General features: G+C 41.8%; 28 protein-coding genes. 3 read left to right on the forward strand and 25 right to left on the reverse strand.

Annotated elements, in window-relative coordinates:
* Positions 1 to 35: 35 nt before the first annotated feature.
* From ACSAJE_RS04940 to ACSAJE_RS04965, 6 genes are all read right to left on the reverse strand, one after another.
* Complete coding sequence (locus tag ACSAJE_RS04940; protein WP_458009831.1) at positions 36 to 218, reverse strand: excisionase; 183 nt, start codon at positions 216 to 218, stop codon at positions 36 to 38.
* The gene (locus tag ACSAJE_RS04945) at positions 211 to 606 is read right to left on the reverse strand and encodes a type II toxin-antitoxin system PemK/MazF family toxin (RefSeq protein WP_458009832.1); all 396 of its coding nucleotides are present in this window, start codon (positions 604 to 606) and stop codon (positions 211 to 213) included. The genes ACSAJE_RS04940 and ACSAJE_RS04945 overlap by 8 nt, the downstream gene beginning before the upstream one ends.
* Positions 603 to 995 carry a hypothetical protein gene (locus ACSAJE_RS04950; protein WP_458009833.1) on the reverse strand — a complete coding sequence of 131 codons (393 nt, stop codon included), beginning with the start codon at positions 993 to 995 and terminating at the stop codon, positions 603 to 605. Before ACSAJE_RS04950 ends, ACSAJE_RS04945 begins: the two co-directional genes overlap by 4 nt.
* Positions 996 to 1012: 17 nt before the next feature.
* Complete coding sequence (locus ACSAJE_RS04955; RefSeq protein ID WP_458009834.1) at positions 1013 to 1363, reverse strand: helix-turn-helix domain-containing protein; 351 nt, start codon at positions 1361 to 1363, stop codon at positions 1013 to 1015.
* Between the two features lie 167 nt (positions 1364 to 1530).
* Positions 1531 to 1845 (reverse strand): helix-turn-helix domain-containing protein, encoded by a 315-nt coding sequence (locus tag ACSAJE_RS04960; RefSeq protein WP_458009835.1) that lies wholly within the window; start codon positions 1843 to 1845, stop codon positions 1531 to 1533.
* Positions 1846 to 2154: 309 nt separating this feature from the next.
* Positions 2155 to 2424: a hypothetical protein gene (locus ACSAJE_RS04965; RefSeq protein ID WP_458009836.1), complete on the reverse strand. Its 270-nt coding sequence runs from the start codon at positions 2422 to 2424 to the stop codon at positions 2155 to 2157.
* 349 nt (positions 2425 to 2773) lie between these two features.
* On the opposite strand from ACSAJE_RS04965, the gene ACSAJE_RS04970 reads away from it, so the two are divergent.
* Entirely contained in the window at positions 2774 to 3475 is a 702-nt protein-coding gene (locus tag ACSAJE_RS04970) for an XRE family transcriptional regulator (RefSeq protein ID WP_458009837.1), read from the forward strand.
* A 547-nt stretch (positions 3476 to 4022) separates the two neighbouring features.
* Here the strand turns inward: ACSAJE_RS04970 and ACSAJE_RS04975 are convergent.
* Positions 4023 to 4955 carry a DUF6625 family protein gene (locus ACSAJE_RS04975; RefSeq protein WP_458009838.1) on the reverse strand — a complete coding sequence of 311 codons (933 nt, stop codon included), beginning with the start codon at positions 4953 to 4955 and terminating at the stop codon, positions 4023 to 4025.
* Between the two features lie 401 nt (positions 4956 to 5356).
* Complete coding sequence (locus tag ACSAJE_RS04980; RefSeq protein WP_458009839.1) at positions 5357 to 6712, reverse strand: B12-binding domain-containing radical SAM protein; 1356 nt, start codon at positions 6710 to 6712, stop codon at positions 5357 to 5359.
* A 213-nt stretch (positions 6713 to 6925) separates the two neighbouring features.
* On the opposite strand from ACSAJE_RS04980, the gene ACSAJE_RS04985 reads away from it, so the two are divergent.
* Both ACSAJE_RS04985 and ACSAJE_RS04990 read left to right on the forward strand, forming a co-directional pair.
* Positions 6926 to 7579, forward strand: a complete 654-nt coding sequence (locus ACSAJE_RS04985) for a hypothetical protein (RefSeq protein WP_458009840.1) — start codon at positions 6926 to 6928, stop codon at positions 7577 to 7579.
* Between the two features lie 32 nt (positions 7580 to 7611).
* Positions 7612 to 8412: a hypothetical protein gene (locus tag ACSAJE_RS04990; RefSeq protein ID WP_458009841.1), complete on the forward strand. Its 801-nt coding sequence runs from the start codon at positions 7612 to 7614 to the stop codon at positions 8410 to 8412.
* Positions 8413 to 8612: 200 nt separating this feature from the next.
* On the opposite strand, the gene ACSAJE_RS04995 is transcribed toward ACSAJE_RS04990, so the two are convergent.
* From ACSAJE_RS04995 to ACSAJE_RS05075, 17 genes are all read right to left on the reverse strand, one after another.
* Positions 8613 to 9269, reverse strand: a complete 657-nt coding sequence (locus ACSAJE_RS04995; RefSeq protein WP_458009842.1) for a VOC family protein — start codon at positions 9267 to 9269, stop codon at positions 8613 to 8615.
* Between the two features lie 78 nt (positions 9270 to 9347).
* The gene (gene aroB / locus ACSAJE_RS05000; protein ID WP_458009843.1) at positions 9348 to 10448 is read right to left on the reverse strand and encodes a 3-dehydroquinate synthase; all 1101 of its coding nucleotides are present in this window, start codon (positions 10446 to 10448) and stop codon (positions 9348 to 9350) included.
* Between the two features lie 63 nt (positions 10449 to 10511).
* The gene (locus ACSAJE_RS05005) at positions 10512 to 11675 is read right to left on the reverse strand and encodes a DegT/DnrJ/EryC1/StrS family aminotransferase (protein ID WP_458009844.1); all 1164 of its coding nucleotides are present in this window, start codon (positions 11673 to 11675) and stop codon (positions 10512 to 10514) included.
* Positions 11676 to 11724: 49 nt separating this feature from the next.
* The gene (locus ACSAJE_RS05010; RefSeq protein ID WP_458009845.1) at positions 11725 to 12927 is read right to left on the reverse strand and encodes a DegT/DnrJ/EryC1/StrS family aminotransferase; all 1203 of its coding nucleotides are present in this window, start codon (positions 12925 to 12927) and stop codon (positions 11725 to 11727) included.
* Positions 12928 to 12945: 18 nt separating this feature from the next.
* Positions 12946 to 13410, reverse strand: coding sequence for a type II 3-dehydroquinate dehydratase (locus ACSAJE_RS05015; protein ID WP_458009846.1), 465 nt, complete (start codon positions 13408 to 13410; stop codon positions 12946 to 12948).
* Positions 13370 to 14371: an ROK family protein gene (locus ACSAJE_RS05020; protein ID WP_458009847.1), complete on the reverse strand. Its 1002-nt coding sequence runs from the start codon at positions 14369 to 14371 to the stop codon at positions 13370 to 13372. The genes ACSAJE_RS05015 and ACSAJE_RS05020 overlap by 41 nt, the downstream gene beginning before the upstream one ends.
* Positions 14372 to 15487, reverse strand: a complete 1116-nt coding sequence (locus ACSAJE_RS05025; protein ID WP_458009848.1) for a Gfo/Idh/MocA family protein — start codon at positions 15485 to 15487, stop codon at positions 14372 to 14374.
* Between the two features lie 26 nt (positions 15488 to 15513).
* A complete protein-coding gene (locus tag ACSAJE_RS05030) occupies positions 15514 to 16443 on the reverse strand; it encodes a glycosyltransferase family 2 protein (RefSeq protein ID WP_458009849.1) in 930 nt (309 codons plus the stop codon).
* A gap of 60 nt (positions 16444 to 16503) precedes the next feature.
* Positions 16504 to 18063 carry an alkaline phosphatase family protein gene (locus tag ACSAJE_RS05035; RefSeq protein WP_458009850.1) on the reverse strand — a complete coding sequence of 520 codons (1560 nt, stop codon included), beginning with the start codon at positions 18061 to 18063 and terminating at the stop codon, positions 16504 to 16506.
* A gap of 17 nt (positions 18064 to 18080) precedes the next feature.
* A complete protein-coding gene (locus ACSAJE_RS05040) occupies positions 18081 to 18737 on the reverse strand; it encodes a carbamoyltransferase C-terminal domain-containing protein (RefSeq protein WP_458009851.1) in 657 nt (218 codons plus the stop codon).
* Positions 18738 to 18760: 23 nt separating this feature from the next.
* Positions 18761 to 19717, reverse strand: coding sequence for a carbamoyltransferase N-terminal domain-containing protein (locus tag ACSAJE_RS05045; RefSeq protein ID WP_458009852.1), 957 nt, complete (start codon positions 19715 to 19717; stop codon positions 18761 to 18763).
* Positions 19705 to 21105 (reverse strand): class I adenylate-forming enzyme family protein, encoded by a 1401-nt coding sequence (locus ACSAJE_RS05050; RefSeq protein WP_458009853.1) that lies wholly within the window; start codon positions 21103 to 21105, stop codon positions 19705 to 19707. The genes ACSAJE_RS05045 and ACSAJE_RS05050 overlap by 13 nt, the downstream gene beginning before the upstream one ends.
* A gap of 37 nt (positions 21106 to 21142) precedes the next feature.
* Complete coding sequence (locus ACSAJE_RS05055; protein WP_458009854.1) at positions 21143 to 21892, reverse strand: SDR family NAD(P)-dependent oxidoreductase; 750 nt, start codon at positions 21890 to 21892, stop codon at positions 21143 to 21145.
* Positions 21889 to 22158 (reverse strand): acyl carrier protein, encoded by a 270-nt coding sequence (locus ACSAJE_RS05060; RefSeq protein ID WP_458009855.1) that lies wholly within the window; start codon positions 22156 to 22158, stop codon positions 21889 to 21891. Before ACSAJE_RS05060 ends, ACSAJE_RS05055 begins: the two co-directional genes overlap by 4 nt.
* Positions 22159 to 22207: 49 nt before the next feature.
* Positions 22208 to 23935 carry an HAD-IA family hydrolase gene (locus tag ACSAJE_RS05065; protein WP_458009856.1) on the reverse strand — a complete coding sequence of 576 codons (1728 nt, stop codon included), beginning with the start codon at positions 23933 to 23935 and terminating at the stop codon, positions 22208 to 22210.
* A gap of 20 nt (positions 23936 to 23955) precedes the next feature.
* On the reverse strand, positions 23956 to 24687 hold the full coding sequence (locus ACSAJE_RS05070) for a PIG-L deacetylase family protein (RefSeq protein ID WP_458009857.1): 732 nt from the start codon (positions 24685 to 24687) through the stop codon (positions 23956 to 23958).
* Between the two features lie 38 nt (positions 24688 to 24725).
* Entirely contained in the window at positions 24726 to 25688 is a 963-nt protein-coding gene (locus tag ACSAJE_RS05075; protein ID WP_458009858.1) for a methyltransferase family protein, read from the reverse strand.
* Between the last annotated feature and the right edge of the window lie 106 nt (positions 25689 to 25794).

The following is a 25794-nucleotide window of genomic DNA, read 5'->3' on the forward strand; positions in this document are numbered from 1 at the left end:
TATAAGTGTACCACACACGAGGCTCATTGTCGACATCATAATTCCTGCACTATATCAAGAAATTCTTCAAACGATTTCTTCTTAATCTTTATAACTCGCCCTATCATCAAATGATACCTGCACTCGTAATCCTCAGAAATAATCTTACGCAGTCTGTGCTGTCCGATACCATATAATTGAGCTGCTTCCTTAATTGATATTAAATATTTCTCATCCACATTCATTCCCCCATTTCTTGCATTCCTCTTGAACGTTATTTAAGCTGTACCTTTTTTCCATTGCGCTCAGCACCTTTCTAAGTACCTGGCATTCCACTTTTATCTTTCCTAATTTTCCCATCACCGTCCGCCGGTCCACGGTTGTGATCTGTTCCACTAATATCAATGAATCGTTTGCCAAATACCCCTTTACATCATCCCGATTAAGCCGGATATGCATAGGATTATACTTTTTGGTGATGTGCTTTGTCAGGGGCAACACATTCAAAGCATCTGAAGCATAATAACTTCCAATGACCAGACACGGGCGAACCCCTGACTGAACACAGCTCCTGCTGTGCTGTCCCAGATCTACATAAACCAGATCTCCGTTTTCTATTTTTTTCATACTGCCAAACCTCCTATCGGTGCTAAGTTAAGCTTCAATTCTCCCTCATCTACCGTGATCACTCTGCCCCCGGCTTCAAGCATCTGCCCCACTTTACCATATGCATCCGGCAGACTTTGGGAGATCATTCCCATATTTGCCAGCAAAATTGCTTCTGCTTCCCCACTTTGGATCCGTCTTACAATGTTCTGATAATGCCTGTTCATGTCCATCTGTCCCAGTATGCTTCGATGGAACACCTTTACGATCTGCAGCTGATGGGCTTTGGCATATTCCCTGATATAACGCAGTTGCTTCTGCTCTTTCCGATCCACGGTATTCTCATCGGCAACCGTTGCCAGATAGACAATGCAGCGTATATTTTTCTTTGCTTTTCTTTTATGTGCCATTTCTATCTTCCTCCTTGCTATGCCAGATATGCATCGATCATATTGCAAAACACGCTTTCAAAATACTTCTTTCGCTGTGGCTCCAGCATACTAAGCTTTCGATCCACAATGCTGTCCTCTTTTTTATCTGTCTCTTTCCGGCTGGCATCTTCTTCCGGTGCGATCCCCAAAATCGTGTTGGCGTCCGTATGTAATGCCGTCATCAACAGATACAAAAGGTCCACACTCATCTTCCGGCTTCCCAGTTCTATCTGATTGATGTGTGACGATGATTTGTTTACCCTCTCGCTTAACTGTTCAATCGTTAAATGACGGCTTTTCCGGACATCTCTAAGTGCCTGTCCTGCCTTCCATCCTTCATATTCCATCTGCCTCGCCTACCTTCCCATATTCTGCGTCAAATTTTCACTTTTACTGCCATATTTCTTGTCTACCGGAAGTCCTACCGGTAAGCATTCCTTAGCTGTATCTAAAGTTTAGCGGATATGCTGTGATACAGGAATATCAGAACTGTTAAACCACTTATCATTTCTGTTTAGTTCTCCAGCATTGCCGAAATCATGGCAATAACAGTCTGATAAACAATCTGCCGTTCCTTTACCGGAAGTGCTGCCATCATTTCCGGTATACTGTCATCTTTCTTTTCCGTTCCTAAAATAGAATCCGCAGACACTCCTAATGCAGACACAATCTTTTGAAACATATCTATCTTCATGTTATTTCCATTTTCCCAGCGGCTGATGGACACTGCCGTCACACCGATCTTTTCCGCCAAGCCCTCCTGCGTATATCCGGCTCTTTCCCGCTCCACCGCTAATGTCTCCCCAATCTCTGCTAATGTTTTCATCATTCACTCCTTTCCGGAGCAAACAAAACGAAAGCAGCCTGCTCTTTTCGTCGCTCATAAGCAGTATGAAAAAAAAAATTGAGTTTTCTCATACAAAAACCGGACAAAACAATTACAGATAGATACAGAAATCTTCCTGTATCATCCACTCTCGTTTTGTCCGGCTCCTAATGATCCTTTGTCAAATTTAACCGCTTAACAAACTCTCGATCATCGTACTAACCACCTTGATGTCCGTAACAAATTCGTGGCTCTTGCCGCTGATCTCTTGTTGTATTAAATTTTCTTATTATTCTTCCGCTTAACTGTTTATCATGGTCTATGCTCCAGCCGCTTTCCATAAGCATGAAACCTCGCAACCAGGCACGACACTGCCTGCGTATTAACCGTATTCTCGGCGACCACACATACAGAACCCTGTAATGCAAAAATATGAATCGGACTCTTGCACTTGCCACATGTCAAAGAAAGCTCTGAGCCATCCATGATCGAATTAGATAAAATCCTGTCGCACTTCGGACAATGTACCCGATATTCTATAAAACCATCATTCTTCTCCGTTTCTAATTTTTCTTTTACCAACTGCGCTCCTCCATATACATATGTACCCTCATCTTGATCAGATAAAGGGAATAAACCTGCCGCAAGATCATACACAACAAATAATTTCCGACACACTAAGCCAAACTATCTGTTCATGATCTGCTTTCTCCTGCTGATTTTCAAGTTTCTATATGGGTTAAACAAAAAAACAAACGCCACACCAGAACATTAGTTCGTTTTTTTCTATGCCATTAGTATAAATCATTTGTTTCGATATTTCAAGTGTAAAATATTATCCATTTCGTCTTAAAGTTGATTTTATGATTGATTTTTCACTCTGGATTGTATATAGTATAGGCAGAAACCATACATAAAGAAGGAGATCACGATGAATACAATCGGAAAAATTATACAGGACCGGCGTAAAGAACTTAAGCTTCGACAGCCGGATATCACGAAGCAGTTAGAACAGTTTGGATACTTTATCAATCCTGCAGCCGTCAGCTCCTGGGAGCGGAATGTTACCCAGCCAAATGCCACACAGTTGCTGGCACTCTGCAAGATTCTTGGCATTACCAATATTTATGATACCTTTATCGGAGAATATACGCCGGATGATCCGTTTAGTGAATTGAATGAAGAGGGGATCAAAAAAGCCAAAGAATACATAGCACTGCTGGTCAAATCCGGCGATTACGCAAGAGAAGACCGCTCTGTACTTCCGTCCTGCCGGGAGACCCGCTTATATGATCTTCCTGCTTCTGCAGGCACCGGAGCTTTTCTGGACAGTGATAATTATGAGATAATCGAGGTTGGAAATGAAGTTGCTCCGGAAGCTGATTTCGGAGTCCGCATTCAGGGTGACAGTATGGAACCGCAGTATATCGACGGTCAGATTGTATGGGTACAGCAGACGGAAGAAATTGCTCCCGGCGAGATCGGCATCTTTTATCTGGACGGAAATGCCTATTGCAAAAAACTGAACTGCGGTGGAGACGGTTTCTCCCTTGTCTCCTTAAATCCAAAATATGATCCGATCCGGATCCGAAAAGAGAACAGTTTCAAGATATTTGGCAGAGTGGTATGCTGATCGTCCTTTTTATGGGACAGCATATTTGATTCTCTCATTCGCTCCAACTTTGTACAACATCCAAATATAATTCTGCATTTCTTCGCAGAGAAATTCCGACATTTTAATAGCTTGGGTACTCCTATACACGAACAGAAATAACAGATTTACTGCATAAAACTTTTGGTTTTAGAACAGACTACGAATTTATCAAAAAATCGACAATGCGGAGCATCATCAAGCAGACAAAGGAGATCAATTCATCAAAAACCGAAATATAGCATATATCGCTGCGAAACCAAAAATGGCTACAGTACCTGATTTTACTGGTGTTACAAATGCTTATAATATATCTCTAAGCTTAAACTTATATAGTGCTATTTCAATACTGTATCCGTAACATGTTTCCGAATGACAGAATCGTCTTGCGTAAAGATGCCATTATCTACATTTTCCCCCTTTGCACAGTCCCGGATAAATGCCACTGATTGTTCAATTTAGATTGAACCTCTAATTTTTTATAATCAAACAATATGACGGATTTACTTTAGGAAATCATACCACGAGACTATTTTCTTCCTCGTATTCGATTTTTTATATTATACAGAAATGTATCGTAAAGCCATTTTTTGTGATACATTCTGAACGGATTTATTCTTGTCAAATCATCCTCCTTATATTGTTCATAGGGTTCTATATAAAAACGGTGCGGACCGATTAAAAAGTAATGTACCTTGTCGGATAGGGAAAATTCCACTTTCATATTTCTCTTTTGTAAATGAATATACATAAACTCCTGCTCCCGGACTTCTCCCTCTAAATAATACTTCCGGAACAACATCCCCTGATTCCAGATAAAGACCTGTGGAGTATATCCGATATCCACATGAAGAATCTGAAAGAAGTCATAACAAAAATTTACATCTGCGTATATCATTGCATAATACTGTTTTACACCGCATAGCTCCAAAAATGAGGAAACACCTCCCCACTCATCAAAAGCGTAGTTTTTAGGAGAAGAAAAAACTTCTTTATAGTTATGTTTTCCAGGTACCTCCATTTTATAAAATGCGTTTGCAGCTCTGGTATTTCTTATCAACGTGAAATGTCCATGTTTTAGCACTTTATCAAAGGAATCTAAAATGTCGTCCGTTATAAACTTACGAATATCCCCGAATATCATATCCATATCGCAATATCCCCAAAAATCGTATTCCCCAATATAGTTTTGCAGTATCTCCCCGTACGCTGGCTTAAAATCACACAGCTTATAGGGCATATCAAGTGAAATTTTAAAATCAAAATGGGATTGAAAAATCTCTCTAAACGCAGAAAAGGAAGTTTCAACAACCCTAATATTATTTTTGCTAAAAATCTTTCCCTTCTGGTCTGTAAAAATCAGCCAATTTACCGTCTCGTTACATTCACAGGATTTCAGCCACAAATTATAGTAGCTGTTGAATTTCCCGAAGTACGGTATGATTAAAACAATCTTTTGCATTTTGCTCCTTCCTATAGTGTCAAGACCTAAATCATTGATTTTTCAGGTCTTTCCTTAAACAATTACCTCATTAAACAAAACCAAAAGTGCAGAACAGTCATCGTATCTCGTACCGAATAGCTAAATAAGGGTATGCTTCATAAAGCATCCGTTTTTTTGCTTTATAAAGGCTATAAATCCTCTATTTAACTATGATGGTGAACCTTCTTTGTCTAATGGTATCATGTACCAACTTTCTTCATCCCACCTGTTCATACACCGAGTTCCCGCAAAACTTTTTAACAGGGTCATCCTATTTAAAGTATACAAGAATCTTTCTGATATCTCATTCACAAATAACTTCGAAGTACCATATTTCTAAAATCCCGTTGTACAAATTTCATCTGTCCCCCCCAACTATTTTATTTTCGCATATAATTTTTTGCTGCTTGGCATACCGCCTCCATATCATTACCATACGACATTAAATTTTCTATCATCTCTAAATGCTCTTTCTTTCGTTTTGCTTCATTATGATAATTATTCCCAAGCTCTCCATGCAGGAAATTGTAAATAGTAGAAAAAGCATCTACTAAGTATGTGATTTCATCCGAATCCAGGGAGTAATTCTCATGGTTTATCATAGTGTTTCTGTACATATAGAAATCATCCGGTTCCAGCTCCTTCTCTGTGTCTGTAACACACGGTTCATAAGGCGAAAACTGAGCAATAGTACTTCCTATTTTCAGCGCAAGATTTAAAGTCATTTCCGCTGATTCCCAGGTATCCTTCGGAAATCCGATTATGTAAAATGCTAGCGTCAAAACGCCTCTCCTTTCCAAAAATTTTACTTTTGATGCAATTGCATCATAATCTGCCTTGTTCCGGTTATATGATTCCAGAATCGCATCGTCCCCGGATTCCACTCCAAAACATATCATTGTCATTCCCGCCTGAATCATCAAATCCATCAACTCTTCGTCAAGAAATTCCAGTCTAGTTTCACAGGTCCAATGGATATCCAGTTTTTCTTCTATCATTCTTTTACATAAATACTTCACCCGCTCTTTGTCCGCCGTAAAAAACTGATCCCGGAACAACAGTACATCTGGATTCATTTCTTTCATTACTTTTATATCCTCTATTACCTTTTCCACATCATAAAACAGAATGGTATTGTTATAAAAGGCACTATATGGACAATACCGGCATCCCATATTACATCCCCTACTGGCCTGCAGCGCAAGTCTCAGACAATCCTGCTCCACATATGACTGCACGGGAAACAATCCGTAATCTGGACAAGGGAATTTGTTAATATCAACGACATCCGTGTTATTCAGCATTTTATATAAGTAAAAGTCTAATGGGATATCAATAATCTCATCGATTTGCCTTATATTGCTGGATAACCATATTTTCAACAATTTAGCAATATGTCCTGCAAAACATAGCCTTGCATTCGGAAAAATTTCCTTTAGCCTCACAGCTAGCTCAATATCTAATCTTACCATCGGGGCCGAAGCCTTGAGAAAGATATAATCATACTCCTTACCCTGCTGTGCCAATTCATCTAACATATCATCCGCAAAGGTTTCCTGCGCTATCCCATCAATAATATCTACATTAACATTTTCGGCCTGATCCGCTATTGTAGCTGCCATAATAAATACCAGGTCCGGATTTACGTTTCCATTATAAACCGTAGAACCCAGCTCCCCCTGACTGTCACTGTGAATATTAATTCCATAGTACGCACGTATCATCAACATATTCATTATTTTTCCTCCCTTTGTATTCAATAGCCTCTCGGATTCTTAAGCCCCTATTTCATGCGACTTTCAAATCCATATTTCTTAAAAATCCCCCTCTTTTTTGCCAAAAACACTTGACAATTCAATCAAAAAATGCGGCGCTTCGCGCCTCTTAATTAAAAAAGTGCTTTTTGTTCCGGCACTGCCGGCATACATTTTTTGATTGGAGGCGATTTTATGTTACCTGTTAACATCGGCGGTCATACCGCCTATCAAAATACTTTTGTTTCTAAATTTCTCAAACTCTATCCCGATCCTTTTGAGGTTCCTAAAAGTACCTGGGATACTATTGTAAAATTCTGGTATCTTGATCTTTCTGAAACTGACACAATCATGGCTCCCTTTTATCCTTTGTCCGGGAAACCTGCGTCAAGATTTCCTTCCTGCATGCTTCGGTCTTATCTGTTATCCATCTCTTTAAAGATTTCTTCCATTACTAAATGGTGCGAACTTCTTCGTATCACCCCTTTGTATGCAATCCTCAGCGGTTTCCACGTTGAGGATACGCCCGGTATTGGAACTTTTTATGATTTTTTCAACCGGCTGTGGCAGTCTGATAAAAATAATTGCCTTGATCAGATCAAACACAAAATACAAAAACCCAAGAAAGGAAAAAACATGGTGATAAGACACCCTGTAATACAAACAGCGCTGCTTCAAAACTGCTTCCTCTTTTCGAACGATTTTCCTTACCTAACACAAATCCTTTTTGTCTGGTCTTTCGTCTGTATAAAGAACAGTTCCTTGACAACTCTGTCAAAAAAGGGCTTATCGATCCTCGGCATCTTTCCCTTGTCGGTGACGGCTCTCCGGTTGAAACTGCACGCTTAGAACGTTCAAAACGAATCTGCGGATGCGCTCCGGTGTCTGATTGCAGCTGCAGGCGCAAGTTTTCTCAACCCAACTGCAGCTGGGGCTGGGACTCTTCCAGAGATAAGTATTTCTTTGGTTATCACCTCTACATGTTTGTTGCTGCTGAATCTGAAAACGATTTCCCTGTCTTCCCTATGCTTGAGCATGCTTCCAGACATGATATGTTGTCCTTTTTACATACCTTTTTCTCTATGAAATCTTATCTGCCTGAATTTCATAGAGAAAAATTGATACTGGACGCCGCTCATGATTCCTACCCTCTGTATGATTACTGTAAAGCCAATGATATCACGCCTTTTATCGACCTGAATCCCGACCACTCAGGACATTACACATACAAAGACGACTTTACAATCGATGAAGATGGTGTTCCTGTGTGTAAAATGGGCTTACGTATGCATCATGATGGTGTCGAAAAATTCAAACACCGCGAAAAATACTGCTGTCCTCTTGCTGATCGTAAAAATGGATGTAAATGTCCTAATCCCTGTTCTGACTCCAAATATGGAAGAACAGTCCATCTTCAGCAAAAGAATAATCCAAGATTATTCAACATACCACCAAGGGATAGTACACAGTGGATAACAGAGTACGACAAACGAACCTCCGTTGAAAGATCAAACAAACGGGAAAAGATAGATTATAAACTAGAAAGCGGCAGACACCGCTCTTCTAAGATGTGGTACTGCCGCCTCTATGCCATCATGATGCTACAACATCTAGATGCATGGAAAATGCCAACTCGTGTCAACACCATTTTTACGTTTTCACGAATTGCAAATACGGACTAATTGTCCCCATATTTTTTTAAAAAAAGCATATTTTCCCCAGGACAAGTACGCCCTTTTTTGATCTTTGTTCCAAAATCTCACAATATTTCATTGTCAAAATTCACATAATAGCCTTCTCATCGACAATCCGAGAGGCTATTCATTTACGTGATATTACTTTTTGTTACTTTTTCCATCGACCTTCAAAAAAAACTCTCTATTTATTTGTTCAACGCATCTATACGCCCTGCAATATTTTCTTCAAATTCCTCATCTGAAAATTTCGGGTCTCTAGTATCGTACCAGATCGAGCATGGTGCCTTTGCGCATTCCCCACAGTTTTTATATGCATTGTCTTTCTTTGCGCAGCTATATATCGGACATCCCTCTGGAGAATGAAAAACCTTTCCCTCGGACTGGTTACACCCCTCGCAAATATCTGAAAAACAATCGCAGGTAGAACAATCCGTCCCACAGCAGCTTAAACTTTCCTTTTTATCACTATTTTCCTTGCAGTAAAAATTCAGCAAATTTCCATCCGGATCCCGAAACCAGAACGACGTATTTCCCCATGCCTGCGTTGTTAGCGGCTTGACAATTTTAACACCCATTTCCTCTACCCGCCTATATTCCACTTCAATCCCGCTTACCTCAAATTCCAAAATGATATTCTGGCTCCCCGACACTTTTGCCGGTTCCAGAGCCATTCCATTATGCACCGATATATCAAAGATAGAGAGCACGGACCTGCCGTCCATCTGAAACTCCGCATATCCCTGATTATCAACCTGCGGTTTAAATCCTAATAAATCCGCATAAAACTGCCGCATTTTTTCAACATTATTCGACAACAAACAACTGTGTGTAAGATTTATCATACGCCACCTCCATTTAATTACAATCCATCTAGCAACAGCCACCCTGTTATAAACATTTGTATTATTTATACCCTCCTCTCAGATTTCTATTGATGTGTCCCATTCCTCTCCCTTCAATACATCCAGAATCTCTGCAATCATTCCCCTATCATGTATTTCATATTTTTTTACATTTCCTATTTTGTCTGGAAGTATAAAACAGAAAACGTTTCCCTTCCCCTTTTTATCATATTTGATATACTTTAATATCTCTGCCGTGTCACAATCATGAATGGTATGCAGTACCTGCATACGCCCTAACAGCCTTCTTATCCGCAAGGTTTCAGCCCTCTTAAACAAATGCATCCGCTCTGCCAGACAGCAGGCACCTATTATGCCGATTGCCACGCATTCTCCATGTCGGTACTTATACTGGTAAGCGCTCTCAATAGCATGTCCATAGGTATGTCCGAAATTTAAAATTGCGCGTTCCCCGTTATCCCTTTCATCCTGCTCCACCACGGAAGCCTTGATTTTGCAGTTCTGATAAATTAAATTTTCCAAAACATCCGGCTCAAGTCCCATAATCTTATCCAGATTTTCCTCTATATACGCAAATAAACCAGCGTCTTTTATAATAGCGTGAACCAGCACCTCCACCAGGCCATTTCTCACTTCCCTAATAGGAAGGGTTTTTAAAACGTTGTAATTTATCAGCACTCCAATCGGTTGATAAAACGCTCCAATCATATTTTTGACATGCAAAAAGTTTACTGCTGTCTTTCCCCCTACGCTGCTGTCTGCCTGAGACAGCAATGTCGTCGGAACCTGTATATAACGTATTCCACGAAGGTATGTCGCCGCCACAAACCCTACCAAATCTCCAATCACACCGCCCCCTAACGCAAAAATCAAATCTTTCCTCTCAATATTGTGTTCTATAAGGAACCGATATATCTTTTCGGTTTGCTCTACCGACTTATTGCTTTCTCCTGCCGGAATAACATATGAGTAGATTTTGGAATATTTTTTTTCCAGAGATGCCAAAAACGTCTCCAGATATAACTCTCCCACGTTTTCATCCGTGATAATAACACACTTCACATCCTCCCCTCTCAAACATTCTAACAGAGCGGAAAATGTATCCGAAATAATCACCGGATATATCCCATTTTCTGTATTCACATTTAACTTATTCATACCAAACTCCATTCCGCATTCTTTGCTGTCGCAGAATCACTACGCCCACGAACCCTCTGCAACCTATTCCCCGCATACCCGAACTTGGAATCTGCAAATAACTTCCACTATGTCATCCATGGTATCTATGTTTCCCAAAAGAACATTATGGTTTAAACATACAACTTCCCTGCTGATTTTCTCAGACACCTGACATTCTCCCTGGATTTTCCATTGCTCCTTTGGTAGCGTCTGCAATACCGGGAGATTATGAATCGCCTCAAAGGAACGATTACAGGGAATCCCCGCCCCTCTCAGATAGGCAACGAATTCATCCCTGCAAACACCGCCAAACGCTTTTTCATCATAGTAAAACATAACCATATAATGAGAATCTGTTGTTGTTCTCTCATCAATTTTTTGCAATGTAATTCCGGATATCGTTTTCAGGCGTTTTTCCAGATATACGTAATTTTTCTCCCGCAGCAACGTCTGTTCGCGAAGCCTTGACAACTGCACCCGTAAAATTGCTCCCTGCATTTCTGACAGTCTTGCGTTCGTACCGACCCGCACATGCTGATAAGTTGTATCGTTCTCCGCCCTGCCGCAGTTGAGCTCTAAAAACGCTTTATCTATCAGCTCCTTGTCGTCACTGATAATTGCACCGCCTTCTCCTGCAGACATCAGTTTGGCATTCTGAAAACTAAAGATTCCAACATCTCCAAGAGTACCTGCTCCTCGTTCTCCCCAACAGGCTCCATGGGCATGCGCCGCATCTTCCACAACGGACAACCCATATTTTCCGGCGATACTGTTTATCCTGTCCATGTCTGCAATATTACCCGCCATATGTACCGGTATAATGGCCCTGGTTTTCGGCGTTACCGCTTTTTCCACCTCGCAAACATCCATGCAAAATGTATCCGGCCTAACATCGACGAGAACAGGAACTGCGCCAACCTCCAGGACACAAGATACCGTGGAAAAGAATGTAAAATCCGGAACAATTACCTCATCCCCGCTCCCTATACCCAATGCCTTAAGCGCAATCTCCAACGCCTGGGTTCCGTTGGCAGCGGTTATGCCATATGCCGCTCCCTGATACGCCGCAAACTCTTTTTCAAATTCTTTTGTCTGTATTCCTCCATTGCGCCACCAACTTCCGGAATCAAGGACTTCTTTCATCGCCATTTCCTCCTTTTCATCCGAAATTGGCCAGCTTGGTATGCCTCTTACTTTTTCCGTCAAAACGTTTTCCCCCTTTACTCTGATTTTAAATATGTGGTGCCTGAAAAACCTATTTACAGGCTCTTTGTATTTTTAGAATAGCTCCAGCAATATCCTCTAAATCCTTTTCACTGCCTTCCAGCGTCCGATGATGCAACCAGACAACACGCTGTGCCGCAAGACAGGAATTTGGCATTGGCGCTTCCGTTTCCTTCTTATAATCCAATCTCTTGCCGTTAAAATCATTCTCTTCAAAAAACTCCGTGTCAGATAATACCGGAAAACAAACGCAACATGGTATTCCCTCTGCATTCAGGTATTCTACGAACTTCTCCCTGGAAAGCCCCCCGAACTGTTCGCTGTCATAGTAGAACATATACATATAGTGTGTAATTTTATTTGCCTGCGCACTTCTACCCTGCGGCTGTATGCCCGGTATATGTTCCATAAGCTTGTCCAGTATACGGGCATTTTTATCCCGCAGCTGATTGTAGGCATCTACTCTTTCCATCTGCGCTAATAAAACAGCGGCCTGAAATTCATTCATTCTATAATTTGCTCCGCGTATTACATGGCGGTAAACCGTGTCCCCCCTGGGTCTGCCGACATCCTGAATGAGGTACGCTTTCTCATAATCCTCCCTGTTATGAAAAACTAATGCGCCGCCCTCCCCGCAAGTCATTAACTTTCCGTTTTGAAAGCTGAAAATTGCAAAATCACCAAAGGAACCAAGCCTCTTATTTTCCCATTCTCCGCCATGCCCATGAGCAGCGTCTTCAATTACGGCAATATGGTTTTTCTTTGCAATTTCACATATTCTTTTCATATCACAGCCATGTCCCGCCATATGAACTGGTATCACCGCCTTTGTCTTTGGCGTAATAGCTTTTTCAAATTCTTCCGGAATCATACATAACGTTTCTGCATCAATATCCACCAGCACCGGTGTAGCATTGCAATTTACTACGGCAAGTCCCGTTGAAATAAAGGTCATACCAGGTACAATAACCTCGTCTCCCTCCGTGATGCCAAGGACGGATAGTGCTAACTCAAGCGCATTGGTCCCGTTTGTCACACCCAGGCAAAACCGGCTGCCCTGAAACTGTGCAAATTTCTTTTCAAACTCCGCAACCTTTGTCCCGGTAACTCTCCACCAATTTCCGCTCCGTACTACATCCGCCAGATTGTCAAGCTCCTTTTCATCATAAACCGGCCAGGCAGGAAATGAATCCTGTTTAAATGGTCTTCCTCCATTCGCAGCCAACTCTTCCATCTTTTCATCCTCTCCTTTTCATTTCTTTTTTTCTCTGATATGGTCGCACAATGCCTGCAGACCAAGCGTATATACATTTCCCTGAAATCCATTGATATGTCCCACGGCATAGGGTGCAAAGATTGTCTCTGCATGCCAGCCTCCCCTTTCAAAAATATTAGACAGATGAACTTCAACAAAGGGAGCGCCGCAGGCGATCAGCACATCCAAAATAGAATACCCTGTTTTCGTAAACGCTGCGGGATTGATGACAACACCATCTAGAATGTCAAGGTGTTCCTGAATATAATCTACAATCCCTCCCTCGTAGTTGGATTGGTAAAAAAAGAGACAAACTCCCAGCTTTTCTCCCAGCTTATTTAGTTTACCTTCCATCTCATCCCAGCTGCTCCTGCCGTACACATCCGGCTCCCTAATTCCCAGGATATTGATATTCGGTCCGTTAATAATTGCAATATTCTCTTTCTTCTTTTCCGACATCATAAGAACTTCTCCCCTTTCCGATATATGCCCGTTTTTCTGCCAAGACAAGCGCTCCAATAACGCCGTTCTTATCGTTGAGATTCGAGGGGACAATGCAAATGTCCCGTCTGTTTCCTAGGCTCCGTGCCGCCGCATCCCGTATTGGACCTAACAGGATTTCTCCCGCCTGGGCAACACCGCCCCCGACAATAATTAGCGGAATATCCAGCAGTATTACCAGATTTGCAAGCGCCCCGCCAATATAATTTCCGGCTCTGCAAAATATTTGTCTCAGCTCCTCATTCCCCTGTCTGGCATAAGCCACACATTTTTGCAGCGTAAGTTCCGACGGCTTTTCACACTGTTTATAGAAATTCGTTTTCTGTACCTCTCTGAATATGACCGGTCCGCAGGCAAGCGCCTGAAGACATCCCTTTGCCCCACAGGTACATTGTGCGTTTTCTCCCACCACCCGGATATGCCCCAGTTCTCCCGCCCACCCATGGACTCCCGTAACCAAGGTATTATTTATAATGATTCCGCTTCCAATCCCCGTCCCGACTGTCACATAAATCAAATCAGAATACGTCCTCCCGGCTCCGCAAAACTGCTCTCCCAATGCCGCGGCATTTGCGTCATCCTCCAGAACCACAGGAACGCCATATCGATTTTGAAAATACTGCCTTATCGCAAAATTCTTGTATTTTGAATTATTCGGCCAGTTGGTAATAACGCCTGTGTCCCGTTCAAACAATGCCGCCATAGCTATCCCAATGCCATCTATCCGCTTTCCTTCATGCTTTTTCCTCTCACAGATATCGTCAATAAGCGGAATGAGAGTCTCCTCTATTTCCTCTACCGGACTTTCCCTTCTAACGACGTCTTTTTTGCAAATCTGCGATATATCCTGACTGTGTCCATCGCAGGAGGCTATCCGTACAGAAGTACCGCCCAGATCAATGCCCACATAAAATTTCTCCAATTATATGTCCTCCCGCAACTTTGTATAAACCTCATCAGGATTTACGCTTTCGTGCGCATATAAACATTCGGTCAGACTTACGACCTTTAAAGCGTCCTTCGGCGTAACGATGTCCGTTTCCCTTCCTGCCAGAGCGTCCGCAAAATGAGAAAGCATCTCGTCGAAAGCCTTCCATGTACTGTTTTCAGGATCCAGATGCAGTATCTTTTTCTCCCCGCTGCTCTCGATTATCAGCGAATCCTCCTGCCAAAGGCGCTCCTGACTAAATCCAAATAATGTACGAATATCTAGCTTTCCTCTCGAACCACACATCTTAAAATATGTACAATCTGCTTCTACCGGAGCTTTCCAGCTCAAATTGGCTTTAATCTGAATTTCATTCTCACAGACCACATCTATAATGGCGCTTTTTTCTACATCAATATCCAGTCCGGCACTTTCTTTTCTTGCAAACCAACTGGCTCCTCCTGTTTGATTCAACTCCTCTTTCCTGCAGGGAGACGTGGTCAACTGATACTTCACCGGCTTACTGTTTCCGAGAAACATCAGACATAAGTCAAGAACATGTGACCCCAAATCCACCAACACGCCTCCTCCAGCATATTTTTTCAACGTAAACCATGTACCCGGACGAGGCACGCCCGATTTTCGCAACCATCCTGCCTCGATCTTCTCAACATTCCCTATTGTCCCTCGCTCCACTTCCCTGTATGCCATCTGCATCTCCTGTCTCCATCGGTTGACAAATCCTGGAATATAAACGACCCCACTGCGCCCTGCCTTCTGAATAATGTCCTGAACTTCCGCTGTGTTTAAAGCAACAGGTTTCTCGCATAAAACTCCAATGCCTTCATCCAGCATTTTCATCGTATAGGTATAATGCGTGTAATTGGGTGTGGAAATAATCGCCCCATCCAGACCGCATCTCAAAAAATCATTTATGGTATGACAGGCTCCTGGAATTGAAAATTTATCACACAGCTTGTGCAGCCGCTCTGTATTCTCATCAAATACAGCTGCAACGTTTACATTCTCTTTTTGCATCAGAATCGGAATATGTGCATGTTCCGCAATCCATCCTCCGCCGATGATTCCAATATTGACTCTTTTTCCCATATCCACTCTCCCCTCACTGACAGCCATCATGCCAGCTCAACGGCATCATTGAGCTCGTGCAGCGTATCGATAAACTCTTCTTTTGTTATCTCTCCCGAAATAAACTTATGAAAATCCAAAATCACACTATCATGGTATTTTTTGTAAAAATATTCTGTATTCAGCGCATGCTCCCCGGAAAAACCGGCGCGGTAATGTGTGATGTGATGGTTTGCAGCTTCCTCACAATAACAGAAGGGAATCCCTCTTTTCATCATTCGATACCCTAATTCCACATCCTCGCATCCCCACCGCAGACCAAAATTTTCATCAAATCCCTGCACCTCTTCAAATACTGCCTTGGTGACAGATACATTTCCTCCCACAAAAGCAATCCAATCCATTTTACCCGGATATTCCCGCAGCACGGTCTTAATCATATCCTCCAAAGCCGCAATCTTGCTTTTTTTGACAATATATCTGTCAAAGTCTTCCTCCGTCCCAAGCATAGCCGGAAGAATCCTTTCCTCTGCAAGATGTTTCTTCACACTGTCACGAATTTCCAATCCGTCCATAAAAGTTCCTTTTATCGGATCCTTAAAAAACTTTGTGCGGGGCAGGTTATAAACCGTGCCATGTACAATCTGTTCTCTCTCCCTATGCTTTTCTATATGCGCTTTTACAAAATCCCTCTGCAGAATCAAATCATCATCCGTAAAAATGATTATGTCATGTTTCGCATTTTTAACCCCAGTATTTCTAGTATGCGCACGGCCCATATGATTCTGCACGACCACATTGCAGTGAAACGGAAAACTTTCTTTCTCTAAATAACGCACCGTTCCATCGTCAGAGCCATCATCGACAAAAACAACCTCAAAATCCTCTGTCGATGCCGTCTGATATTTTAGTGATTCAACAACTAATTTCAGTCTTCCAATCTTGTTATATGTCGGAATTACAACACTGGCTTTCATCGTATCGTCCCCACATCCTCTCCTTTACTTCTTTCATGATGAAATGGTTCTTTTGTCTTCTCATAAGTATCCCATTCCCTTTAAACGTTGTTCAATTTCGGCTCTCTCCTCTTCAGAATAAGACTCACTTCTCTGGGCGGATTTCGGTTCTTTTGCCACATCTATCCTATGGCGCATCACAATGTTTTTCCTGTATTCTGTCTCTATAACATCAATTTCTTTTCCCTCTATGTATTCCGGAATATCTATGCCAAGATATACAAGAAGCGTCGGAAGAAAATCTGTCACTTCGCTGTACTCTATTCTCTTTCCTTTCGATATCCCTTCTCCATAAAATAATATATAGCCATCCCGGCAGTGCATGCCCTTTTGTTCCGGCTCTGAAAAAATTTCACCCGGTTTTAAATGATGGTCCACCATAACACCATAATCATATGGAATTAACATGATATCCGGTGCATATTCTGAAGCTTTTCCCTTATATATTTCCTCCCCCAGCACAACATCCACAAAAAGCGGTATATCCTTATGGGGGTGCCGCAGTGCCAGCAAATCTTTTTTCAACTGATGAAATAATTTTTCCTTTTCATTCTCACGGACAACGCCCTCCCTCTGCCTTCCCAGAAGGTTAAAATTCACTCCATATGAACCTGGTGCAGCAATATAAAACTTTGTCCTGCCCCAGTCCACTTCATAACCTTGACCATGATCCTGCGTCATAAACCAGTTAAAATTATTTTCATACCCGCTCTGCTGCTCCTGAACCACGGCATCCGTCTTGTTTAATACCATATATCCCTTTTCCACCAGAAAGGAATCTATATTAAAGTTGATTGTCCCTCTGCGAAATCCATGATCGGACATGGATACAAACAAGGTGTCTTTCGGAAGCAGCTCCACGATTTTCCCCATAGCTCTATCCACTTCCCTGTAAATATCCAGAATGGCATATTTCAAGGATGCATCCTCTTTATAATACGGACTGCCTGCATCCATATAATTCCAGTAAAAATGGCTGATTCTGTCAACTTCAGGAAACACTGCCATGCATAAATCCCACTCTTTGTTTTGTATGAAGTATTGAAGCGTCTTAACCCTGTCCCTGGTAATATCCAGAGCCTTCTGAAGATAATCCTGCTGACCGGTATACATTAGATAAAGATCCGGATACCAACGGCACCCCGCATCCATAACTTCCTTTAACAAAGTTCTCGGATAACTGTAATTTAATGTTTTAGAAAGAGGCCATGAAATCATAAATCCATTCAGTTTCTTTGGCGGATGTGTCATCGGAACATTGACAACCGCCGTCTTTAAATTGTATGCATTTAGAATTTCCCACAATGACGGGCTCCTCCAGTCCTCTGACCCCTGAAATCCCCCAATATAGTCTTCCCCATTTGTTTTCCAAAACTGGTACACGCCATGTGTGCCGGTATGAACCCCGGTCATAATGGAAGTCCATCCCGGTGCTGTGTGCGGCGGCACCGTGGATACAAACCGCCCGTACGCACCACCTTCAATCATCTTCTGAAACACCGGCAGATAACCCTGTTCAACAAAAGAATTGATTAGTTGAAAACTTCCCCCATCTACACCCAGAACAAAAACCTTTGCCATCTCATCACTTCTCCTTATTATGTATCCAATTCTCCCTGCTCTTTGCTCAAAATAAACTTAGAAATCACCAGACAATCTATTCCAGTATTCAAAAAACATTCGACAGCATCTTCCGGAGTTTCTACAATCGGCTCTCCCTTAATATTAAACGAGGTATTTAAGACCACCGGAACATTGGTGATTTTATAAAATTCTTCTATCAGGCTGTGAAACTGTGGCGCCAATTCTTTCATAACAGTCTGTACCCTTCCCGTTCCATCCACATGTGTAACGGACGGTATGACGCCCCACTTATCCTTATGAATGTCGCATGCCATCAACATATATGGATTTGGTACATCCAATGCAAAATACTCTGTCTGATGCTCCCACAATACAGATGGCGCAAAGGGTCGAAATGCCTCCCGGAATTTAACCCGGCTATTAATAAGGTCTTTCATTTCTTTTCTTCGTGGATCTGCAAGTATACTCCGATGCCCCAAGGCTCTGGGACCAATTTCTGCACCGCCTTGAAACCATCCGATAATCTTACCTTCCGATATCAATTTTGCAGCCTGGGCAACATAGTCTTCCATTTCAACGCAACTGGCAATCTCATATTTTTGAATAGCTTCCCAAACTTCCTCCCTGCTGTATTCCCGCCCAAGATAGGGATTAAACTCTGCACCGATCATAGTTTCACCTCCCTGTTCTCATTCTAATGATAATATCCATAATATGCTGCACCTATAGCGGTACCGTCATCCCCCGATGCAGGTGTAATAAAGATATTATCATAGAAACCTTTTTTATGTATTTTATAGTTTGCCACACTGTTTAACGCGACCCCGCCAGCAATACACAAGTTTTTGCACTGTGTTTCCTCCTGCAGATACCTTGCAATATCCACATAGATTTCTTCAAGAATCTGCTGTCCTGCCCAGGCAATCTTCTGACAAATGCGCTCCTTTTCTTCCTGATTTTTGATTGCCTGCACATCTTCCTTTAGCTGTAACATTTCCTGAATATCCGAGCTGTTAAATTCGATATTTGCATGGTTGTCATATCGTATATATTTCCGGATTTTTTCATAAAACTCCTTATCACCATAGGGCGCAAGTCCCATTGTCTTTCCCTCTTCATGTTCACCAAAACCAATTATATCCGTAATCATGGCATAAAATATTCCAAGGGAATTTTCAACATAGTCCGTCCCTGGCAGATTATAGCCATACTGTTTTTTTATCACATCAAATTTTCCGTTTTTGGCATAATACAACGTCATGGACTCATACTCATATTCTTCCCCGGCCTTGCGCTTACTTCCCACGCCGTCCATAACTATAATGGCACATTCATCCATCCCAGACGGATAATACGCACTGTACGCATGTGCCAGATGGTGATTAATCAACTGTATTTTATCCTGCAGACGAAAATACATGGTCGGTACGAGCAGGTCATTTCCTACTATTTTGTCAACCTCCTCCAGACAAATCCCTTCCATATCCAGACAATAATTTCTGGAAAATCCCTGAGCAAGGCGCATCCCCAAACCTACTCCATATTTTTTCCTCGTAATTCTTTCGTCCGCTATCATACTTTCCAGATGTCCATCCTTTAACAGACATGCTGAAAATCCGTGGTTAGAACCACCTAAACCTAATACATACATTTCATCACCTCTTCATATTGTACTTTTCCCATATTATTTTTGGGAATCTTGTCCAAGATTCTGATAACGGTGGGTATCATATATTGTTCTATTTTGTCCTGCAAAAATTGATAGATATCCTTTACTTCTATTTCCTCACACACCGTAATGACCGATACCAGACATTCCTCTCCATCCAAACGTTTCTTTCCTATAACAACCGCATCCTGAATAGCAGGATGTGTTTTCAGAATATTTTCCACGTAAACTGCATTTACTTTTTTCCCGCCAATATTTATGATATTCTTCACCCTGCCCGTAATATAAACATTTCCTTTATTATCAACTCTGGCCAAATCACCGGTAAAGAAATATCCTCTCTCATCATAGACCTCTTTTTTATGATAATAGCGGTTCATCATGGATTTTGCTTTGACCCATATCTCCCCCTCTGTTCCGGGCTTCAATTTCTCGCCGGTTTCTCCCCGAATTTCCACCACCACCCCGTCCATCGGCAGGCCAATAGACGGAAAGCTTTCCGCATCCACTCTTGTAATAATTCCTCCGGTTTCTGAACTGCCATAATTGGCTGACAGCACAATACCAAAACGATTTTGAAAATCTGAAAACAACTCTTCATTTATGACGCCGGCACCGACTACAAGGTAACGCAGGCACTCTATTCCAGTATTTGTATCCAGCTTACATTTTGTCAGCATCCTTGCCATAACAGGCACAATAAACGATACGGTCGCCTTTTTCTGAATGATTGTTTGTAAATAATTTCTTGGTGTAAATCGTTTCAACAATACCAGCGCCGCCCCGCAGCGCAGACTGCTTATGAATGCCGCCCCGAAGGCAAAAGAGTGATACAACGGCAATGGACATACCACCACATCCTGTTCATCCAGCCCCAGTCGTTCCTGATACATCTGCCCCTCCGCCTGAAACTGTGCCAATGTGCGTATACATATCTTTACTTCCCCTGTGGAACCGGAAGTAACATGATACACAACTTCCGTCCGGCTATCCGGCAACTCAAACTCCCTATTCAACGAAGCTGGTTCATTGTGGGCAAAAAACGAGGCACAGTTGTCTTCTGTAAGTATTTCATCGAAATGAAGTTCCGAATCCAAATATTGAATCTGCGCATCTGTACTGTCCGGAGAAATCATTACCGTTTTTGCCCCAACTGCCATAAATGCCAGCACATTTGTTATCCAGTCGCAGCTATTATTCATTTGTAGCAAAATTTTTGAATCTTTGTCTATTCCACGAGAACATGCAATCTCTCTTTTTTCAGAAAGCTCATCCCACAACTGGCGATATGTCAATTCCCTCTCCGAATCCTGCACCGCTGTTTTGTCTGGATGATTTTCAACTTGTTTTTTTAAATTTTTGAAAAACATAATGCCTATCGCAACCTATATTTTCTTTTTGTCCAATCTACAGATACAGTCCTCCGTCCACCTGAATCACCTGCCCCGTAATGTAAGCCGCCTTTTCAGATGCCAGAAAGTTTATGAGCGCTGCTACCTCTTCCATTTTTCCCTTTCTTCTCAAAGGAATTTTCTCAAGAAACTCCTTTTCCGGAACGTTTTGATGCAATAATTCCTTCTTATTGATTGCCCCTGGCGCCACAACATTACAGGTTATTCCCTTTGTGCCGTATTCTTTGGCGATACTTCTCGCAAGACCAATCAGCCCCGCTTTTGCCGCTGAGTAATGCGCTTCAAAAGGCATTCCATGCAGACCCGCCGTAGAAGAAATCTGGATAATCCTCCCCGATTTCTGCGTCATCATGCTGCGCACGGCCTGTTTGCTACACAGGATTGCCGTCGTCAAATTTCCTCGAAGTACCTCGTCCACTTCCTGTTCACCAAGCCGCAGAAATGACTTTCTCTCCGAATATCCGACATTATTTACCAATACATCCAACCTGCCATAAGTTTCTTTTATACTTTGGAATATCTTTTGAATATCCTCCGTGCTGTTTACGTCTCCCGGAATGTAATCGATATTTTCCGCCGCACCAATATACTTTTGAAGCACAGGGGAAAGATCCTCTCTGGGCCGGCGGGAATTAAGAATAACCACATGTCCGCTTCGATGCAGGGCAAGGGCAGTTACCAGACCAATTCCTTTTGTACTTCCAGTTATCAATGCAACCTTTCCACTTACATTTTCTCCTATCATGCCTTGCACCTTCCAATAACATAGTTAGCAAGTCCCTCTAAAGATTCAAATAATTTCGCACTCAGATCCTCATCCGGAATTATAATGTCGTATGTATTTTCGATTCTTACTAGAATTTCTAATGCATCAATAGAATTGATATTCAACTCGTTCATCAAGTCGCTTCCGTCTATCTCCTCCTTTGCCTTTGTCAATTCCAAACTATCAATAATAATTTCCTTCAACTCCTCGCATACCTCTTTTACTTCCAAATTTTGATTGCCCATAATTTTATCCTCCTATTGTTGTTTCTGATTTTTATATTGTTACTACTTTTTACCCTCTCTGCATAATTAGCTGCTTCATGTCAGCAATGTATTCTTCTGCTCCCTGAAAACTGTAAGAAGGCGTTTTTGCCAATTCCTCATAGGTTATTGCACCATCTATGTACAAATTCACTGCTTCCCATGGTGTAAAACAGGCTCTGCATTCTTCTCTCTGATTCCTTTTTCCACACAGTACCTGATAGATAAAATCTGTCCCGGCTTTTGCCACCACCTTCTGCGGTTCCTCTAAGACGCATCCCAGACTGTTAAACCAATAATTTGGACAGGGGGTTACCGTTCCATCTTCAAATACTCCCATGGCCAGATACGGAAGATAACATCTGCCTTTCCGCTGTCCGGTTTTCAGGAAATCCAACAGATGTTCCATATATGTTTTCGGTGCCAGGATATTCTCATACCGTTCATATTCGTCAACAATTTTCTGGATTTCCTCTATCTGTTCTTCCCGCATATAATACTGGCTCTTCTGTGCACCACGAACCGGAAACGGATATACGACAACTCCCTTTTCATATCTGAGTAAGTAATCCAGAAAACCAGATAATACTTTTGTATTCCTGTCTGTCAGCACACAGTTGACTTCTACCGGCAGACCAGCTTCATACGCTAGCTCCAGATTTTCCAGAATACGCTTTAATATCCTGTCATCCTTTGTACGGTAACTGTTCCCTTCCATCGTATGATGGTCCAGTGAAATTTGCAGACAGATATTTTTTGCCTCCTTAAAACGTGCCAGCTGTTCTTTTTTTAACAAAACCCCGTTTGTTAAAACCTGTACTTTTCGGTATTTTTTTGCCTGCAAGAGAATATATTCCTCAATTTTTGGTAACATCATAATTTCGCCGCCGCTAATTTTTAAAACTGCGATATCCATTTCCCGCAACAGATTCTCCTGAATGTCATCCATTCTTTCTTGAAATTCTGGCTGCTCGCAGTAATTGTAACTACTCAGCTTTCGTTTTTCTTCACATGTCATTTCATGTTCCTTTTCAAAGTGGCTGGTCTGTGTTAAGCAGTATTCGCATTTCATATTACATATATCCTCTGCCACCACAAAATCGTTAAAAATTAACTTTTTTCTCATATTGTATGTAATTGCAGACCGCAGTTCTTCAATATTATCTGCCATAAAATCCGGATGTGCCTGTAACAGCATTTTCCTCGGCACATCTCCCCATGTAACGCCAACAGAAACAACCCCGGCGTTTTTTGCACATTTTATATCATTTACGGCATCCCCCACCATCAGCATCTCTTCTTTTGCCACCTGGAATTTTTCCATCAGTACCTTTAGGCTCTGGGGATGAGGTTTAGGATTTTCTACATCATCGGAACAGACGATTTCATCAAAACATCTATATATTTTTAAATCCTTGAGAATCATAATCGTCCGCTCACGGTCTTTGCCCGTACACAATGCGCATGAAATGTTTTGCTCCTTTAAATCCGATAATAATTCTTTCATACCCTGATGAAGTTTTATTTTACTCCGCCCCTCTATGCTCACCTTCCTGTATATATCAACAATTTCCAGAGGAATACCCATCTTGCGAAAAATATTCGGAAGGGAATCTCCGCTGTTACTGAAAAATTCCTGTATCTTTTCTTCCCCTGCCACCTCTCCCATTACCTGATAATAACTTTCAGAGAAGGCATAACGCTGAACTTCAGATGAATGTATAACAACTCCATCAAAATCAAAACAAACAACTTTCAATGTTCCTTATCCTTTCTGTGCTAAATAATCTCCTCTGCCTGTAGCACCTTTACCAGCCTGATAAATTCCTGCGCCTTCATTCCTTTAAATGCCTCTATGTATCTTACCTTTCTCCTCATGGAAAGCGCTGCCCTTAACCGGTTTAACTCCTTTGCTTTTTCCAATATGGCATACTGTTCCAGCTGGGAAGGATAACATATTAACGCAGACTGCTTCTGCTCCCAAAACTGTGAAATATCAATATAGTAATTAGGATACAGAATGGGTATCCACACCTCATACATTGCTACCAGAATATCCCGGTCTGAAAGGACGGACGCCAGTAGCAGACTGACACACCTGTGGTCCGAATGGGAATCCATAATATACGGTGTAAAAATGATTCCCGGTTCCTCCATTTCAATGACTTTCCTTAATTCCTTTTTCGCCTGTTCAAAATGGTCCATTAAATCTCCGTCAGGATAATGAAAATACATTCCTTTACAGTTTCCATAGTGGGACAGACATCTAAAAAATTCCTGCAGGCGTCCCGTAGAACCGTCTCCATCCTCCAGCTCATCATCCGGCAGTGTAAAAAGAAGAATAACAACTTCATACCCCAGACTTCGCAATTGAAATATTGTGCCCGCACATCCTATTGCTTCATCATCAGAATGGGGCGCCAGCACCAAAGCTTTCTTGCAACTATTGGGTGGAAATCCATACCGGACCCTTTTACATATACCAAAAAAATCTACGATTTCCTGATGCATCTTACACCTCATTTCTGCTCATAAAGCAATATAGTTCCTCATGTTCTTCCCATCATCAGAATAGAACTATTAATTTCTTTGATATCCTCTGATTGAATAAGCTGCAGGGAACCATACATTTTCCATTTTTCTTCCAATTCTCCCTTTGTCAGGGAATAGACTCCACCGTGGGTCAGCCAGTCCAGCAAAACATTTGACAAAAATGCGTCTCCCTTCTGAAAAAACAAATCTATAATAAAAATTCTTCCATCTTCAGTTAAAACTCCTTCCAGTGTACGGATTCGGTCTCTCAATACTTCTTCATTAAAATAGTGAATGGTATTATATAAAAAGATGAAATCAAACTTCTGTCCATCACTTTCCTCCAACCTTTGAAAACCACCATCTCCCATTCTGGCATTCTGGCTGGAAATCCATTTATCCTCCATGTAATAACCGCAAAAACGGTATCCTGTTTTTTTTATTGCCTTCAACAGTGCGTCGCCACTTCTTCCGTATTCAAGAATAGACGGATTCTTACACTGCCTTATCTTTCGGAAAATATAGACTGCCAGCATTTTTAAAGAACTGCCATACATGGTGCGGTCATACAATGCAATCTCTTCCGGAGAAAATCCTAATCTGTCAAAATCTCTATTTCCGGTGCCAGAATTTAAAGACTGTATGACACGTTCCGGATACATCCATCTCTGGAATATATTCTTTTCATGTCGAATCACTCCTTCTAAGGCACATAGCTGTTCGTACACGGATTCCATCTCCCCCGTCAACTTCCATTTCCCTGCCTCTTTCGCCACTAAATTCATACTGCTGAGATATAAAAGAAACACGGAAAGATGCGTTGTATCCATTCCCTTCTTCTCCCCAAGTTCCTGAAGGGAAATCGTTTTTCCACGAAGGCATTCAAAAATTCCCGTTTCATAAGCGGCAATCACAGCGGAACTTTTCTTATAACCGACAACAAGTTCAAGCAGCTCCTCTTTCTCCATTTTTGTACTCATGCTGCAATCCTCCTTTCGTACAATCCGATGATTTTACGGATTGTTTGCTGCTCAATGTACCAATGTTTGCGATGCTCGCAACCGGGACTTGGCGGTTGGAAGACGA

The organism is Jutongia sp. SJQ-6, from assembly GCF_054161275.1.